The 17,272-nt window shown below is 61.3% G+C and carries 13 protein-coding genes; 11 read left to right on the forward strand and 2 right to left on the reverse strand.

Translation table 11 applies throughout. The features are described 5' to 3' along the window. Positions 1 to 18: 18 nt before the first annotated feature. Positions 19 to 501, reverse strand: a complete 483-nt coding sequence (locus tag B5E65_RS00935; RefSeq protein ID WP_158098478.1) for a pyridoxamine 5'-phosphate oxidase family protein — start codon at positions 499 to 501, stop codon at positions 19 to 21. Between the two features lie 175 nt (positions 502 to 676). On the opposite strand from B5E65_RS00935, the gene B5E65_RS00940 reads away from it, so the two are divergent. The 5 genes from B5E65_RS00940 to B5E65_RS00960 all read left to right on the forward strand — a co-directional run bounded on the left by B5E65_RS00940 (position 677) and on the right by B5E65_RS00960 (position 9,686). Next, the gene (locus B5E65_RS00940) at positions 677 to 1,399 is read left to right on the forward strand and encodes a DUF5058 family protein (protein WP_087169901.1); all 723 of its coding nucleotides are present in this window, start codon (positions 677 to 679) and stop codon (positions 1,397 to 1,399) included. Positions 1,400 to 1,415: 16 nt separating this feature from the next. After that, positions 1,416 to 2,069, forward strand: a complete 654-nt coding sequence (locus tag B5E65_RS00945) for a hypothetical protein (RefSeq protein ID WP_162614079.1) — start codon at positions 1,416 to 1,418, stop codon at positions 2,067 to 2,069. A gap of 26 nt (positions 2,070 to 2,095) precedes the next feature. Continuing rightward, positions 2,096 to 3,535, forward strand: coding sequence for a M20 family peptidase (locus B5E65_RS00950; RefSeq protein ID WP_087169903.1), 1,440 nt, complete (start codon positions 2,096 to 2,098; stop codon positions 3,533 to 3,535). Between the two features lie 139 nt (positions 3,536 to 3,674). Then, on the forward strand, positions 3,675 to 8,192 hold the full coding sequence (gltB, locus tag B5E65_RS00955; RefSeq protein ID WP_087169904.1) for a glutamate synthase large subunit: 4,518 nt from the start codon (positions 3,675 to 3,677) through the stop codon (positions 8,190 to 8,192). A gap of 15 nt (positions 8,193 to 8,207) precedes the next feature. Further along, a complete protein-coding gene (locus B5E65_RS00960) occupies positions 8,208 to 9,686 on the forward strand; it encodes a glutamate synthase subunit beta (RefSeq protein ID WP_087169905.1) in 1,479 nt (492 codons plus the stop codon). A 39-nt stretch (positions 9,687 to 9,725) separates the two neighbouring features. Here B5E65_RS00960 and B5E65_RS00965 read toward each other — a convergent pair whose 3' ends face one another. Then, entirely contained in the window at positions 9,726 to 10,070 is a 345-nt protein-coding gene (locus B5E65_RS00965; protein WP_087169906.1) for an arsenate reductase family protein, read from the reverse strand. A 218-nt stretch (positions 10,071 to 10,288) separates the two neighbouring features. Here B5E65_RS00965 and B5E65_RS00970 point away from each other — a divergent pair, with 218 nt between their 5' ends. From B5E65_RS00970 to B5E65_RS00995, 6 genes are all read left to right on the forward strand, one after another. After that, positions 10,289 to 11,332, forward strand: coding sequence for an ABC transporter ATP-binding protein (locus B5E65_RS00970; RefSeq protein WP_087169907.1), 1,044 nt, complete (start codon positions 10,289 to 10,291; stop codon positions 11,330 to 11,332). Positions 11,333 to 11,335: 3 nt separating this feature from the next. After that, a complete protein-coding gene (locus B5E65_RS00975) occupies positions 11,336 to 12,220 on the forward strand; it encodes an ABC transporter permease (protein WP_087169908.1) in 885 nt (294 codons plus the stop codon). After that, on the forward strand, positions 12,220 to 13,083 hold the full coding sequence (locus B5E65_RS00980; protein WP_087169909.1) for an ABC transporter permease: 864 nt from the start codon (positions 12,220 to 12,222) through the stop codon (positions 13,081 to 13,083). Before B5E65_RS00975 ends, B5E65_RS00980 begins: the two co-directional genes overlap by 1 nt. After that, on the forward strand, positions 13,080 to 14,318 hold the full coding sequence (locus tag B5E65_RS00985; RefSeq protein WP_087169910.1) for an ABC transporter substrate-binding protein: 1,239 nt from the start codon (positions 13,080 to 13,082) through the stop codon (positions 14,316 to 14,318). The genes B5E65_RS00980 and B5E65_RS00985 overlap by 4 nt, the downstream gene beginning before the upstream one ends. A 38-nt stretch (positions 14,319 to 14,356) precedes the next feature. After that, positions 14,357 to 15,088, forward strand: coding sequence for an acyl-[acyl-carrier-protein] thioesterase (locus B5E65_RS00990; RefSeq protein ID WP_087169911.1), 732 nt, complete (start codon positions 14,357 to 14,359; stop codon positions 15,086 to 15,088). 652 nt (positions 15,089 to 15,740) lie between these two features. After that, on the forward strand, positions 15,741 to 17,243 hold the full coding sequence (locus tag B5E65_RS00995; protein ID WP_087169912.1) for an IMP dehydrogenase: 1,503 nt from the start codon (positions 15,741 to 15,743) through the stop codon (positions 17,241 to 17,243). Positions 17,244 to 17,272: the final 29 nt, after the last annotated feature.

Here is a 17,272-nt window from a genome sequence, read left to right on the forward strand (position 1 = left end):
GCGCGGGAGAGAAAGTTATCATCCCAGCTTACCCCGGTTGGCCTTGCCGCACAGGGCAGTGATCTCCATGCGCAGCATCACTACCGCCGGCATACCGCGCATGATCCGCTCATACGAAGGGGTATCCAGACCTTCCGGATCATACTTTTCGCAGATGGCCCGCATGGCGTCCATCCGTTCCTGCTCGTCTTCTACAAAATGTATCAGGCCGTCCACCATGCAGCTGGCAAACTCAATGGTGAACTGCATCGGCACTGTGCGGCTGTTGCGCACGCAGGTAAACTGGGCCCGGTTGTCCCGACGCAGGTTATCCAGCTTCTGGCCGGCACGGGCACAGTGGAAATACAGCGCGCCGTTATACAGAGCAAAGGCAAGGGGAACGCAGTGCGGGGTTCCGTCCTCGTTGATGGTGCTCAGAAACCCGTATTCACTCTCCCGCAGTACAGTCATAGCGTCTTCATCGCTGAGTTTGCGGTCAATGCGCCGCAGTGTGTTGATCATGGTCGTTCGTCCTTTCGCTACATTCTTTGCCAACATTTTAGCACGGGGATGCCCGGCTTTCAATGCACAAAAGAATGCGGCGCCTTTTTGGGGTAAAAGATTGCCAATTCTCTGTCACTGTATTATGATAAAGAAAACCTGCTGTAAGCAGGTACCACCTGTGAGGAGGCGTGTTATGCAATTTAATCCCAATAGCTTGTTCCTGTTCTGCGTGGCGGGCGCAGTCATCCTGTTTGTGATTGCCCAGTCCATCTTCTTCCTGGTCCGGGCTTATCGGCGCGGCTGTGCCATTGGCATGGACAAAGCGGTGTTGCGGCGCACCGTGTTGTCCACGGCGGTATTTACGGTTGCGCCGGCGGTATCAATCCTGCTGGGGGTCATCACCCTGGCGAAGTTTCTGGGAATTCCGCTGCCCTGGGTGCGGCTCAGCATCATTGGTGCCATTACCTACGAGCTGCCCGCTGCTACCACCACTGCCCAGGCGCTGGGCGTTTCCCTGTCGGAAACCATCACCGACCCGCGGGTGTATTCCGCCATTGCCTGGGTCATGACCCTGGGCATTATGCCGGGCATGTTTGTGGTGTTGTTTGCCCTGAAAAAGATGCAGCACGGCATTCTGAAACTCAAAACAAAGGACAGCAAGTGGGGGGACCTGTTCCTGACTTCGCTTTTCCTGGGCATGATCTCGGCGTTTCTGGGAATGGTTTTCTCCGATATCCGCAGCGGACTGCCCGGCTTTATTCCGATCTTTGTGCTGTTGTTCTCGGCGCTGCTTATGGGGATCTGCGGCTTTCTCATCCGCCGCTGCGGCTGGAAATGGCTGGAGACCTACGCGCTCACCGTCAGTATGCTGGGTTCGCTGGTGTTTGCGGTGATCATCACACCGCTCATCGGCTGAGAAAGGAGATCTGCTCATGAAAAGCTACGACGACCGTACCCATACCGTTGGGCGTATCTGGATGGTACTGGCCATCTCGGTGGTGCTGGCGGTGCCGGTATCCATCTGCGTGTACTACAATGCCTGGCCTTCTCTGACGGCGGTGTTCAAAGGGCTGCTGGGTGTGGCCCCCATCTTCTGGACGGTGGGCATTATCGAAGTGTTCACCTATGGCCCGATGCTGGGCTCCGGCGGCTCCTACCTGGCCTTTGTCACCGGCAACATCACCAACCTGAAAGCGCCCAGCGCGCTCAACGCCATGGAGAACGCCCGTGTCCGTCCCGGCAGTGAGGAAGGGGAGATCATCTCCACCATTGCGATCGCCACCAGCTCGCTGGTCACCACTGCGGTGATAGCGCTGGGGGTGCTGGGGTTGTCCTTCCTGACGCCGCTTCTCAATGACCCGGTGCTGAAACCCGCCTTTGACAATATTCTCCCGGCCCTGTTCGGCGGCCTGGCGGTGGTCTATATCAGCAAAAACTGGAAAATCGCCCTGACCCCGGCGGTGTTTATGGTGGCGCTGTTTCTGTGCGTGCCCTCCCTGTCCAGCTCGGTGGGCATTCTGGTTCCGGTAGGGGCGCTGATCTCCATCGGCGTGGTCCGTCTGCTGTACAAAAAGGGCCTTGTCTGACCCAAGAACGAAAGGAGTAATCTTCTATGATATGGCTGTTATGGGTTTTGCTGGCGGCACTTGTGCTGTTCATCCTGGTGATTCTGGTGCGGGCGGCTATGTTCAAACCGCTGCCTTTGCCGGAACCGCTTCCCGGTGAAGCGACGCTGAATAAACAGAAAATCACCGAGGATATGCAGGCGATGATCCGGGTCAGGACGGTGTCTCATTCGGATGACAGCCTGACCGATTTTGAAGAGTTCCGCCGGTTCCGGGCGCTGCTCAAGGAGCGGTTCCCGCTGGTACACGCGGCGGCGGAGCGCACCCGCGTGGGCGCCACCGGCGTGATCTACCGGATTCCCGGCCAGGCCCATGACGCCCCCAGCGTCTGTATGGCCCACTACGATGTGGTGCCGGTGGAGGAAAACGGCTGGGACAAGCCCGCCTTTGACGGCCTGATCGAGGACGGTGTGCTCTGGGGGCGCGGTACGCTGGACACCAAGGGTACTTTGTGCGGTGTGCTGGAGGCGGCAGAACAGCTGCTCTCGGAAGGCTACCAGCCCAAACAGGATCTGTATCTGGCTTTCTCCGGCGACGAGGAGGTCAGCGGCGACAGCTGCCCGGCCATGGTGGCCTGGCTGGAAGAGCGGGGCGTGCGCCCGGCCTTTGTGCTGGATGAGGGCGGCGCCGTGGTGGAAAAGGTATTCCCCGGCGTGCCGGGGGAATGCGCCCTGATCGGCGTGGCCGAAAAAGGCCCGGTGAATCTGGAACTCACCCTGCAAAGTGCCGGCGGGCATGCTTCCACGCCGCCGGCCCATACGGTGGCAGGCCGTCTGGCCAAAGCCATGGTCAAAATTGAGGAACACCCGTTCCCGGCCCGGCTCACCCCGCCGGTGGCCGGCATGTTCAACACCCTGGGCCGGTACTCCTCTTTCGGGTATAAGGTGCTGTTTGCCAACCTGTGGTGCTTCCAGCCGCTGCTCAACCAGATCTGCCGGGCCGCGGGAGGGGAACTTAACGCCATGATGCGCACCACCTGCGCCCTCACCCGCATGGAGGGCAGCAAGGCGTTCAACGTGCTGCCGCCCTCGGCCACCGTGGGCATGAACCTGCGTCTGCTGGCGCCTGAAACGGTGGACAGCGCGGTGGAACGGCTGAAAAAGCTGGTGGGCGACCCGGATATCCAGTACCGGGTGGAGACCGGCATGAACCCGTCCCTCTGCTCCGATACCAACTGTGATGCCTGGAACACGCTGGGCCGGGCCATCCGCACCACCTGGCCCCAGGCAGTGGTGTCGCCCTATCTGATGATGGCCTGCAGCGATTCCCGCCATTACTGCCGAATCACCGACCGGGTGTACCGCTTCTCGGCCATGAAACTTTCCAAGGAAGAGCGGGCCATGATCCACGGCAACAACGAGCGTGTGCCGCTGGAGACCCTGTACCGCACGGTGGAATTTTACATCCATCTGCTGCGCTGTCTATAAACCAACCCTTGACAAAGGGGTTTGTTTCGGAGTAGAATATCCCCCATACAGTGGACAACGGCGTTCACAGCCTTTGCACGTTTGTGCAGGGGCTGCGAACGCCGCTTTTTTGTGTCCGCATAAAGAGGGGGAACGGGTTATGGACCGCAAACAGACTTTGTACGATCCGCGCTTTGAGCATGACGCCTGCGGCATCGGGGCCGTGGTGAGCATCGACGGCAAAAAGTCCCATGCCACCGTGGACGATGCGCTGCGCATCGTGGAAAAACTGGAACACCGGGCCGGCAAGGATGCCGCAGGTGAAACCGGCGACGGCGTGGGCATCCTGCTGCAGATTCCGCATGCCTTTTTCCGGCGGGCGGCCGCGGAGTGCGGCGTAACGCTGGGGGAGGCCGGCAGCTACGGCGTGGGCATGTTCTTTTTCCCGCAGGATACCCTGCGCGCCAGCCAGGCCCGCAAGATGCTGGAGATCATCGCGGAAAAGGAGGGCGTGCCGGTTCTGGGCTGGCGTTCGGTGCCGGTCCGGCCGGAGATTCTGGGCAAACGGGCGCTGGACTGCATGCCCTGCATCATGCAGTGCTTTCTGCGAAAGCCCGCGGACGTGGAGCCGGGCCTGCCCTTTGACAAGCGGCTGTATCTGATCCGCCGCACCTTTGAGCAGAGCAGCGTGGATACCTATGTGGCGTCCATGTCTTCCCGTACGATTGTATATAAGGGCATGTTCCTTGTGCAGCAGCTGCGGGGGTTCTATCCGGATCTGTCCAGCCCGGACTGCGAGAGCGCCATCGCGCTGGTGCACTCCCGCTTTTCCACCAATACCAATCCCAGCTGGGAGCGGGCCCATCCCAACCGGATGATCCTGCACAACGGCGAGATCAACACCATCCGGGGCAATGCCGACCGGATGCTGGCCCGGGAAGAGACCATGACCAGCCCCTTTGTGCGCCAGCAGCGGGAGAAGGTGTTCCCGGTGATCAACGGGGAAGGCTCCGACTCTGCCATGCTGGACAATACGCTGGAGTTCCTGGTCATGAACGGGGTGGAGCTGCCGCTGGCGGTGATGATCACCATTCCGGAACCCTGGCGCAACGACAACACCATCAGCCGGGAAAAACGGGACTTCTATCAGTATTACTCCACCATGATGGAGCCCTGGGACGGCCCGGCGGCCATCCTGTTCTCGGACGGTGAACTGGTAGGGGCGGTGCTGGACCGGAACGGCCTGCGCCCGTCCCGGTACTATATCACCGACGACAACCGGCTGATCCTGTCCTCCGAGGTGGGGGTGCTGGACATCCCGCCGGAACATATTGTGAAAAAAGACCGGCTGCGTCCCGGCAGAATGCTGCTGGTGGACACCCGTGCCGGCCGCCTGATCTCGGATGAGGAATGCAAGGCGCGCTATGCCTCCCGCAGCCCTTACGGCGAGTGGCTGGATATGCACCTGGTGCAGCTGAGCGAGCTGCCGGTGCCCAACAAGCGGCCGGAACACTATACCCAGCAGCAGCGGGACCGGCTGTACAAGGCGTTCGGCTACACCTATGAGGATGTGAAATCTGCCATCCTGCCCATGGCCCGCACCGGCGGGGAGGCCACCGCCTCCATGGGCGCGGATATCCCGCTGGCGGTGCTCAGCGACCGTCATCCGCTGCTTTTCAACTACTTCAAGCAGCAGTTCGCTCAGGTCACCAATCCGCCCATTGACGCCATCCGGGAACAGGTGGTCACCGATACCCATGTATATGTGGGCTCGGACGGCAACCTGCTGGAGGAAAAGCCGGAAAACTGCCGGGTGCTGCAGATCGAGAACCCGATCCTTACGGCGGTGGATCTGATGAAGATCCGCGCCATGCAGCGGGAGGGCTTTTCCGTCGCCACCATATCCCTGCTGTACTACAAAAATACGCCGCTCAAGCGGGCGCTGGACCGGCTGTTTGTCGCCTGTGACCGGGCCTGGCGCGGCGGGGCCAATATTCTGATCCTGTCCGACCGGGGCGTGGACGAAAACCATCTGGCGATCCCGTCCCTGCTGGCGGTGTCGGCCATGGAACAGTACCTGGTCCGCACCAAAAAACGCACCGCCGTCTCCATCATTCTGGAAAGCGGCGAGCCCCGGGACGTGCATCAGTTTGCCACCCTGCTGGGCTACGGCGCCCGGGCCATTTATCCCTACCTGGCTCACGAGTGCATCGAGGAGCTGGTGGACCGGGGCATGCTGGACAAGGATGTGTCCACCGCCATCGACGACTACAACAGCGCCATCCTGCACGGCATTGTCAAGATTGCCGCCAAGATGGGCGTATCCACCCTGCAGTCCTATCAGTCCTCCCAGATCTTCGAGGCCATCGGTATCCGGCAGGATGTGATCGACGACTATTTCACCAATACCGTCAGCCGGGTGGGTGGCATCGGTCTGGAGGAGATCGGCGAGGATGTGGAATACCGCCACAGCCACGCCTTTGATCCGCTGGGTCTGGGGGTGGATACCACCCTGGACAGCGTGGGCCGGCACAAGCTGCGTTCCGGTGAGGACACGGAGGATCACCTCTATGATCCCCAAACCATCATCGCGCTGCGGGAGGCGACCCAGCACAGCGATTACAGCCGCTTCAAGGAATATACCGCCCGCGTGGACGACGAAAAGCGTCCCCACACCCTGCGGGGGCTGCTGGAATTTGACTTCCCGGCAGGCGGCGGCATCCCTCTGGAAGAGGTGGAGCCGGAAACCGAGATCGTCAAGCGGTTCAAGACCGGCGCCATGTCCTATGGCTCCATCTCGGAAGAAGCCCACGAGTGCATGGCCATTGCCATGAACCGGCTGGGCGGCAAATCCAATTCCGGTGAGGGCGGTGAAAAGCCGGAGCGCCTGGGCACCGAGCAGAACAGCGCCATTAAACAGGTAGCCTCCGGCCGGTTCGGCGTGACCAGCGAATATCTGGTCAGTGCCAGGGAGATCCAGATCAAGATGGCGCAGGGGGCCAAGCCCGGCGAGGGCGGCCACCTGCCCGGCAAGAAGGTCTATCCCTGGATCGCCCGCACCCGGTATTCCACGCCGGGCGTGTCCCTGATCTCGCCGCCGCCTCATCACGATATCTACTCCATCGAGGATCTGGCCCAGCTGATTTACGATCTGAAAAACGCCAACCGGGCCGCCCGCATCTCGGTCAAGCTGGTAAGCGAAGCCGGCGTAGGCACCGTAGCGGCCGGCGTGGCCAAGGCCGGCGCCCAGGTGGTGCTGATCTCCGGCTGTGACGGCGGCACCGGCGCCGCGCCCCAGAGTTCCATCCACAACGCGGGCCTGCCCTGGGAGCTGGGCCTGGCGGAAGCCCACCAGACCCTGATCCGGAACGGTCTGCGTTCCCGGGTGATTCTGGAAACCGACGGCAAGCTCATGAGCGGCCGGGACGTGGCCATCGCGGCCATGCTGGGCGCCGAGGAGTTCGGCTTTGCCACCGCGCCGCTGGTCACCATGGGCTGCGTGATGATGCGGGTGTGCAACCTGGATACCTGCCCCTGCGGCATCGCCACCCAGAATCCCAAGCTGCGGGCCTGTTTCGCGGGCAAGCCGGAATACGTGATGAACTTCATGCTCTTTGTGGCCCGGGAACTGCGGGAGATCATGGCCCGCCTGGGCGTGCGCACGGTGGAGGAACTGGTAGGCCGTACCGACCTGCTGAAGGTCCGCGCCGAAACCACCGGCCGGGGCGGCGCGGTGGACCTGAGCCGCGTGCTGGCCAACCACAGCCAGAGCGGCGCGGCCTGCCACTTCCGCGCTCAGGACGTGTTTGATTTCAAGCTGCAGAACACCCTGGACGAACGGGTTCTTCTGCCTGCCTTTGACAAAGCGATGCAGGGCGGCCCCCGCCGGGTGCAGGTGCCGGTGTCCAGCACCGACCGGGCCTTCGGCGCAATTCTGGGCAGCGAGATCACCCGCCGCCTGGGGCATGATGCCCCCGCGGACACCTTCACGGTGGAGTGCGCCGGCGGCGGTGGCCAGTCCTTCGGCGCCTTTATCCCCAAGGGCCTTACCCTGCGGCTGGAAGGCGATTCCAACGACTACTTCGGCAAGGGCCTGTCCGGCGGCAGTCTGGCGGTCTATCCGCCCAAGGGCAGCCGGTTTGAGGCGGCCGACAATGTGATCATCGGCAACGTGGCGTTGTACGGGGCCACCTCCGGCACGGCCTTTATCGCGGGCGCGGCCGGCGAGCGGTTCTGCGTGCGCAACTCCGGCGCGTCGGCGGTGGTGGAAGGCGTGGGCGACCACGGCTGCGAATACATGACCGGCGGCCGGGTGGTGGTGCTGGGCTCCACCGGCAAGAATTTCGCCGCCGGCATGAGCGGCGGCATTGCCTACGTGCTGGACGAAAAGCACGATTTCTACCTGCGGCTCAACAAAGAACTGGTTACCATGAGCACCGTTACCGAAAAGCACGATGCGGAGGAACTGCGCGGGCTGATCGAAGCCCATGTGCAGGCCACCGGCTCGGTACGGGGCGCGGCGATCCTGGCAGACTTCGACCATTGGCTGCCGCTTTTCAAAAAGGTGCTGCCCAACGACTACCGCCGCATGCTGGCTGCCATCGGCCGTTTTGAGGAAAAGGGCCTGACCCGGCAGCAGGCGGAACTGGAAGCATTCTACGCCGTGAGCGGCCGATGAGAGGAGAGGGGACAAATGGGAAAGGCAACAGGCTTTCTGGAATATACGCGGTGCAACACCGCTTCACAGGACCCGCTGGAGCGTATCCGGCATTTCAATGAATTTCACCCGCCCCTCTCGGAGGAGCAGCGGCGGGAGCAGGGGGCCCGCTGCATGAACTGCGGCGTGCCGTTCTGCCAGTCCGGCATGGTGCTCAACGGGATGGCCACCGGCTGCCCGCTGCACAACCTGATCCCGGAATGGAACGACGGCATCTACACCGGCAACTGGGATCATGCGCTGGCCCGTCTGCTCAAGACCAACGATTTCCCCGAATTCACCGGCCGGGTCTGCCCGGCTTTGTGCGAGGCGGCCTGCACCTGCGGGCTCAACGGGGATCCGGTCACCGTGCGGGAAAACGAACTGGCGCTGATTGAGTACGGCTTTTCCGCCGGGCTCATGCAGCCCCGGCCGCCCGCTGTGCGCAGCGGCCGCCGGGTGGCGGTGGTGGGCAGCGGCCCCGCCGGTCTGGCCTGCGCCGACCGGCTGAACCACCGGGGCCACCAGGTCACCGTGCTGGAAAAGGCCGACCGTCCGGGCGGGCTGCTGATGTATGGCATCCCCAACATGAAACTGGATAAGTCGGTGGTGGAGCGCCGCATCCGCCTGATGGAGGCGGAAGGCGTTGCGTTCCGCACCGGCGTGGAGGTGGGCGCTGATCTGCCCGCCGCCGACCTGATGGCGGAGTACGACGCGGTGGTGCTCTGCGCCGGGGCGGGCAAGCCCCGGGATCTGGCGCTGCCCGGCCGGGATGCCAAGGGCATCCATTTTGCGGTGGACTTCCTCACCGCCGCCACCAGGGCGGTACTGGCCGGGAGCGAATCCGCCCTCTCCGCCCGCGGCAAGCGGGTGGTGGTGGTCGGCGGCGGCGACACCGGCAATGACTGTGTGGGCACCTGTCTGCGGCAGGGCTGCAAGTCGGTGATCCAGCTGGAGATGATGCCCAAGCTGCCGGATACCCGCGCGCCGGGCAACGAGTGGCCCCAGTGGCCCCGTGTCTGCAAAACCGACTACGGCCAGCAGGAGGCCATCGCTGTGTTCGGCGCCGATCCCCGGCTGTACCAGACCACGGTGCAGCAGTTTGTGCCCGATGCCCGGGGCCGCCTGAAAGAGATCGTAACCCTCCGGCTGCAGCCGGAAAAGGACGAAGCCACCGGCCGCACCCGTATGGTGCCGGTGGAGGGCAGCGAAAGCACCATCAAGGCGGATATGGTGCTGATCGCGGCGGGTTTCCTGGGCCCGGCGGACAGCATTGCCGATGCGTTCGGCACCGCCCGTACCCCCCGCAGCACCGTTTCCACCGCGCCGGACGGCTATGCCACCAGCGTGGCGAAGGTGTTCTGCGCCGGGGATATGCGCCGGGGCCAGTCGCTGGTGGTGCATGCTATCGCGGAGGGCCGCGCCGCCGCCCGGGAAGTGGATCGATTCCTGATGGGCTACACCAATATGCTGTAAACGATAAGGGTGTGACCGCGGTCACGCCCTTACAGTTTGTTATTCCCAGCCCTGCCAGACCTCCGGGCAGTACCCCACGGTGGCCTGACGGCCGTTGCGCACGATGGGGGTGCGCAGAAGCTGCTGGTTTTCATACAATTTGTCGGCCTTGGCTTCCTCCCCGGCCAGATACCGCAGCAGGGTCAGGGTGGCCTGATCCTTGGCCTTGGGATCGGTCAGGGCTTCCCATCCGCCTACGGCCCGGCAGACGTTGTCAAACTCGCCCCGGCTCATGGGCTTCTGTTTCAGGTCGATCATCTGGAACCGAACGCCCCGCTCCTTGAACCACCGCTGGGCTTTCTTGGTATCAAAACACTTGTTGGTGCCAAAAATCTGAATGTTCATCGCTGCCTCCCGCTTGTGCCTTTTCTGCCAGTATACCGCGTCGGGCGCGATGGCGCAAGGGTGGCAGGATGGATTTTCCCCGCCCTTTTCTTGACAAGTTTCGGCTGTTTTTGTATAGTATACCTTAATAAATAATGGGCTATGGGGGCGGCAAAGGCCCCCGCTTTTTGTGTTGCCCCGGCGGCACAAAACGGCCCGGTTCTGGGGGCGTGTGCAGAATGGAACATCCGGTTGTTGTTTCCTTACAGGATATCGTGGTGGATTTTGACGGGGAACCGGTGCTTACCGGTCTCTCGCTGGATATTCACGACAAGGAATTTGTCACCTTTCTGGGGCCGTCCGGCTGCGGCAAAACCACAACGCTGCGGGTGATCGGCGGGTTTGTGCAGCCTAAAAGCGGCCGCGTGCTGTTCGACGGGCAGGATATCACCAACCTGCCCCCCTATAAGCGCCATGTGAATACGGTGTTCCAGAAATACGCCCTGTTCCCGCACCTGAATGTGTTCGAGAACGTGGCGTTCGGCCTGCGCCTGAAAAGCCGGGACGAAAAGGCCATCCGAAGCCAGGTGCTGCAGATGCTGGAGGTAGTGGGCCTTAAAGGGTTCGAGCGCCGCCGCGTTACCACCCTGTCCGGCGGTCAGCAGCAGCGGGTGGCCATTGCCCGCGGCCTGATCAACCGGCCCCGCGTCCTGCTGCTGGACGAGCCGCTGGGCGCGCTGGACCTCAAGCTGCGCAAGGAGATGCAGCTGGAACTCAAGCGGCTGCAGCAGGCGCTGGAGATCACCTTCATCTACGTGACCCACGACCAGGAGGAAGCCCTTACCATGTCCGACACGGTGGTGGTCATGAACGGCGGCCTGATCCAGCAGATCGGCAGCCCGGAGGATATCTACAACGAGCCCACCAACGCCTTTGTGGCGGACTTCATCGGCGAGAGCAACATCCTCAACGGCGTCATGCACCGGGACTTCCTGGTGGAGTTTGCCGGCCGGGAATTCACCTGCGTGGACAAGGGCTTTGCCCCCAACCAGCTGGTGCAGGTGGTGGTGCGCCCGGAGGATATCCAGGTGGTGCCGGCCATTCAGGGCCAGCTCACCGGCGTGGTGCGGGATGTGATCTTCAAGGGTGTGCACTTTGAAATGCATGTGGAGCAGGGCGATTTCGAGTGGATCATCCATTCCACCCGCGCCAGCCAGCCCGGCGAGATGATCGGCATGTGCATCGGGCCGGACGAGATCCACATCATGCCCCGGGAGGAATAAGCCATGCGCCGAGATACACGTCTGGCCTATCCGTATGTGGTATGGATGGTGATCTTCATCGCCGTGCCGCTGCTGATTGTGGCCTATTTTGCCTTTATCGACAAAGCCGGGCAGTTCACCCTGGACAATCTGCGCCAGATCGGGGAATACGCGCCGGTTTTCCTGCGCAGCCTGCTGCTGGCCGCCCGCGCCACCGTCATCTGTCTGGTGCTGGCGTTTCCGGCCGCCTGGTGGCTCAGCCGCCTGCGGGCCAACCACCAGCGCATCATGCTGATGCTGGTGATGCTGCCCATGTGGATGAACTTTCTGCTGCGCACCTACGCCTGGATGACCCTGCTGGAAAACAACGGCCTGCTCAACCGGCTGTTCGGCGCGATGCACTTGTTTGACCTGGTCAACGGGATCAACGCCGCGCTCAACGGCCTGTTTGGCTGTTCGCTGCCTACCGGCATCACCTATTTCCCCATGATCAACACCTCCGGCGCGGTGGTGCTGGGCATGGTCTACAACTACCTGCCCTATATGATCCTGCCGCTCTATACCATCATGGTCAAGATCGACAATTCCGAGATCGAAGCCGCGCAGGATCTGGGCGCCAACACCCGCAAGATCCTTACCCGGGTGCTGATCCCCATGTCCATGCCCGGTATCTCCACCGGCATCACCATGGTGTTTGTGCCCAGCGTGTCCACCTTTATTATCAGCCGGATGCTGGGCGGCGGCGGCAATATGCTGGTGGGCGATCTGATCGAACTGCAGTTCCTGGGCAACAGCTACAACTATAACCTCGGCAGCGCCATGAGCCTGGTGCTTATGGTGATCGTGCTGCTCTGCATGGGGGTCACCAACACCTCCGGCGGCGAGGACGGCATTGAGGGGGTGGTATGATGGGCAAACGGCATGGCAGCGCGCTGATGCGCGCCTATCTGGTCTTACTGTTCAGCTTCTTTTATCTGCCCATCGTGGTGCTGATGGTCTACAGCTTTAACGAAAGCAAAAGCCGCAGCAACTTCACCGGTTTTACCCTGAAATGGTACGAGAGCCTGTTCCACAACGACATGATCCTCAGCGCCCTGGGCCTGAGTCTGGCGCTGGCGCTGATCAGCGCGGTGATCGCCACGGTGGTGGGCACCATGGCGGCCATCGGTATCAGCGGCATGGGGCGCAAAAGCCGCCTGATCATCAACAACGTCAGCTATATTCCGGTGGTCAATCCGGAGATCATCACCGGCGTCTCCCTGATGCTGCTGTTTGTGGCCTGGAGCGGCGCTGCCGCCTGGTGGAACCAGAACGCCCCGGCGTTCCTGCGCTTTTTCCCGGAGGATGTGATCGGCTTCCCCAGTCTGCTGATCGCCCATATCTCGTTCTGCCTGCCCTACGTGATCTTCAACGTGGCCCCCAAACTGCGCCAGATGGATGTGCGCCTGTACGAGGCTGCGCTGGATTTGGGCTGCAACCACCGGCAGGCATTCTTCAAGGTGGTGCTGCCGGAACTGGCCCCGGCCATCTTCTCGGCCTTTCTGATCAGCCTGACCTATTCCATTGACGATTTCATCATTTCCTACTTTACCTGCGGCACGCTGCAAACGCTGCCCATCGCCATCTACAGCATGACCCGCAAAAAGGTCAGCCCGGAGATCAACGCCCTGTCCACCATCATGTTCCTGGTGATTCTGGCCATCATCCTGATCTCCAACCTGGCGGACAGCCGCCGCGCCCGGTACAAGGCGGCGAAGAAGGAGGAAGTATGAGCAAACGATTTGCGGCTGTGCTGGCCGCGGTGCTGGCAGCGTTCTGCCTGCCGCTTTCCGCTTTCGCGGCGGGGGAGAATACCCTCCCGGTCACGGAGGATATTTCGGTATCCGCGGATTACGACTGGGACCGTCTGGCTGACCAGAACATTACCCTGAACGTCTACAACTGGGGCCAGTATATTTCCGACGGCACCGACGGCAGCGTGGATGTGCTCAGCGCTTTTGAGACCCTCACCGGTATCAAGCTGAACTACACCACCTTTGATACCAACGAAAGCCTCTACGCCAAGCTGAAAAGCGGCGGTGCCCGGTACGATGTGATCTTCCCCAGCGACTACATGGTGGGCAAGATGATTGCCGAGGACATGCTGGAACCGCTGGATTTTGCCAACATTCCCAACGCGGCCGATGTGGGCGACGCCTATCGGGGCCTGAGCTATGACCCGGACGATGCCTACTCGGTGCCCTATACCTGGGGCCTGGTGGGGCTTGTCTACAACACCACCATGGTGGAAGGGGAGCCGGACAGCTGGGATGCTTTGTGGGATCAGGCCTATTCCGGCCAGATCCTGATGTTCAACAACAGCCGGGACGCCTTTGCCATTGCAGCGCGGCGGCTGGGCATGAGTCTGAATCCCGCCAATGTGGAAGAGGTGGAGCAGATCGCCCAGGAACTCAAGGCCCAGAAACCGCTGGTGCAGGCCTATGTAATGGACGAGATCTTTGACAAAATGGAGGGCGGCGAGGCTGCCTTTGCCCCCTATTACGCCGGCGATGCCCTGACCATGATGGATGAAAATCCGGATCTGGGCTTTGTGATTCCCCAAGAGGGAACCAACCGGTTTGTGGACGCTATCTGCATCCCCAAGGGCTGTGCCGACAAAGAGGCGGCGGAGATCTTCATCAACTATCTCTGTGAGCCGGATGTGGGCCTGGCCAATATTGAATATCTGGGCTATTCCACCCCGCTGGATACGGTGTGGGAGCGCCTGGACGACGAGATCAAATACAGCCCCATTGCCTATCCTGACGAGAGTGTGCTGGCCAACACCGAGACCTTTGAGGTGCTGCCGGACGAGGTGAATGCCGCCATGGACAAGGCCTGGAGCAGCATGAAAAGCTACAGCGAAGACAGCGGCGAATCCATCCCTACCCTGCTGGGTCTGGCGGTGCTGGCGGTAGCCTGGATCGCCTGGCGGCGCAGTGTGCGCCGCCGCCGCGACGAATACTGATTCTGCGGCGCTGCCCATCGGAAAGGAGTGCTTGGAAGATGGATTTTATCCCCAATTTTACCCGGTCGTTTTTTCTGTTCCGTCATGAGGCGGATTTCCAGGGGCGGATGCTGCCCGGTGCGCTGCTTCGCTTTGCCCAGCAGGTGGCTACCGACCATTGCAACGCCATGGGCCTGACCGATGAGGTGTACGCCCGCACCCACACCGCTTTTCTGCTGGTGCGCCAGACGCTGGAATTCTACCGTGTGCCCCATGTGGACGAAACGCTGCGCTTTGTTACCCTGCCCGAAGCGCCCCAGCGGGCCACCTATAAGCGGATCACCCTGGTTTATGACGAGGCAGGGGAGGAGGTTGCCTGTGTGGACAGCCGCTGGGTTCTGGTGGATACCGAAAGCCGCCATATTCTGCGCAAAGCCCCGCCCGAAATGGAACTGGACTGGCCCGTACAGGTGGATCGTCAGCTGGAGGTAGGCCTGCCCGCCCGGCCGCAGGACATGGAACCGGCCGGAGAAGTGCTGGCCCGCTATACCCAGTGCGATATGAACGGGCATGTGAACAACACCCGTTATGCCGATGTGGCCTGTGATGTGATCCCGGTGGAGGAGTGGCAGAATGCCGCGGTCCGCCGCATGACCATCCACTACCACAAGGAAATCCCCCTGGGGCAAAGCGCACCGTTGACCCGCGCCCGCATGGAGGACGGCAGCTGGCGCATCACCGGCTGGCGGCAAAACAAGCCCTGCTTTGATGTACAGCTGTGGCTGGGCTGATCGCCGCCCGATCCGAAACAGAAAAAGTGGTCCCTTGCCCGGCAAATCTGCCCGGCAAGGGACCGTTTTTTTGATTTTTGTAACTTTTTTGAAATAACCTATTGACAAAGAGTATCAAAACGGTTACAATTTAATTGCAAGAAAGTTACAACCTTTTTCATGTGTTCTGAGGCGTCTGGTGTGCTCCTCCTCCTGCCGCACCCCCTGCGGTTTTCAAGCACACGGTTTCACAGGCGTCTCGCCGATCTCTCTTTGCGCAAAAACCCCCGCCGTCCCTCCGGCGGGGGTTTTTGTGTTTGGCAGCCGGGCCTGCGGTGAAAAATCTTTTTGCCTGACAGTGCCCGGAAGCGAGCAAAGCGGCTGGGCAGAAAGCAAGCATGCCGCAGCCTTTCGGTCTGTATATTGTACCACGCTGAAGGGCAAAAGCAAAAGCCGCTGTAAAGTATGACTGTTCGGCTCTTTGCCGGGCGAAATGTATGCTTTTGCTCTCTGGCAGGGAAAAAGTTTGTGCCGCCCGCATTTTGCATTTCCCGGCGAAATGTGATATACTCGTACAAATATAAGACGCTGCCGCGCGGCCCGGAAAACTATGCTCTCCGTGCCGTTTTCTGTTCTTCGCGCGGAATTGGACAAAAAGCAAAGGAGAAAGAATATGGCGTATTATTTTGAAGAGCCCTCCCGTACCTTTGGCGAATACCTGCTGGTTCCCGGCTATTCTTCGGAGAAGTGTATCCCCGATGCGGTCAGCCTCAAGACCCCGCTGGTCAAGTACCGCAAAGGCCAGGAGGACTGCCCCCTTACCATGAACATTCCGATGGTCAGCGCCATCATGCAGTCTGTCTCCGGCGAAAAGCTGGCCATTGCGCTGGCCCGTCAGGGCGGCATCTCCTTTATTTACGGCTCCCAGAGCATCGAGGACGAGGCCGCCATGGTGGCTCATGTCAAGAGCTACAAGCGCGGTTTTGTCACCAGTGATTCCAACCTGAGCCCGGACGCCACCCTGGCCGATGTGCTGGCCCTGAAGCAGAAGACCGGCCATTCCACCGTGGCGATTACCGACGACGGCACCCCGCACGGCAAGCTGCTGGGCATCGTGGCCAGCCGCGACTACCGTGTAAGCCGCATGTCCACCGATGTGTGCGTCAGCAGCTTTATGACCCCGCTGGACAAGCTGGTCACCGCGCCGGACACCACCACCCTGAAGGAAGCCAACGACATCATCTGGGACAACAAGATCAACAGCCTGCCCCTGATCGACGCCGAGGGCCATCTGAAGTACATGGTGTTCCGTAAGGACTACGACAGCCACAAAGAAAACGTCAACGAGCTGCTGGACGCCGGCAAGAGCTACGTGGTGGGCGCGGGCATCAACACCCGTGACTACGCGCAGCGTGTTCCCGCTCTGGTGGAAGCCGGTGTGGACGTGCTCTGCATTGACTCTTCGGAAGGTTTCTCTGCCTGGCAGGCCCAGACCCTGGCCTGGATCCGGGAGAAGTACGGCGACACCGTCAAGGTGGGCGCCGGCAACGTGGTGGACCGGGAAGGCTTCCGCTTCCTGGCGGAGGCTGGCGCTGACTTTGTCAAGATCGGCATCGGCGGCGGTTCCATCTGTATCACCCGCGAGACCAAGGGTATCGGCCGCGGCCAGGCTACCGCTGTGATCGAGGTTGCCAAGGCCCGGGACGAGTATTTTGCCGAGACCGGCATCTATGTGCCCATCTGCTCCGACGGCGGCATTGTGCACGACTATCACATCACCCTGGCTCTGGCCATGGGCGCGGATTTCGTTATGCTGGGCCGCTATTTTGCCCGCTTTGACGAAAGCCCCACCAACAAGGTGCGGATCAACGGCAGCTATATGAAGGAGTACTGGGGCGAAGGCTCCAACCGCGCCCGCAACTGGCAGCGGTACGACCTGGGCGGCGCCGCCAAGCTGAGCTTTGAGGAAGGCGTGGACAGCTATGTGCCCTACGCCGGTTCCCTGGCCGACGGCGTGAACACCACCCTGTACAAGGTGCGCAGCACCATGTGCAACTGCGGTGCTCTTACCATTCCGGAGCTGCAGGAAAAGGCCCGTCTGACCGTGGTGTCCTCTACCAGCATTGTGGAGGGCGGCAGCCACGACGTGGTGCTCAAAAACAATCCCAATACCTGATTGCCCTTACACAAAAGCACGGCACGCAT

The sequence above is a fragment of the Gemmiger sp. An120 genome (assembly GCF_002160955.1).
GTDB lineage: Bacteria > Bacillota > Clostridia > Oscillospirales > Ruminococcaceae > Gemmiger_A > Gemmiger_A avium.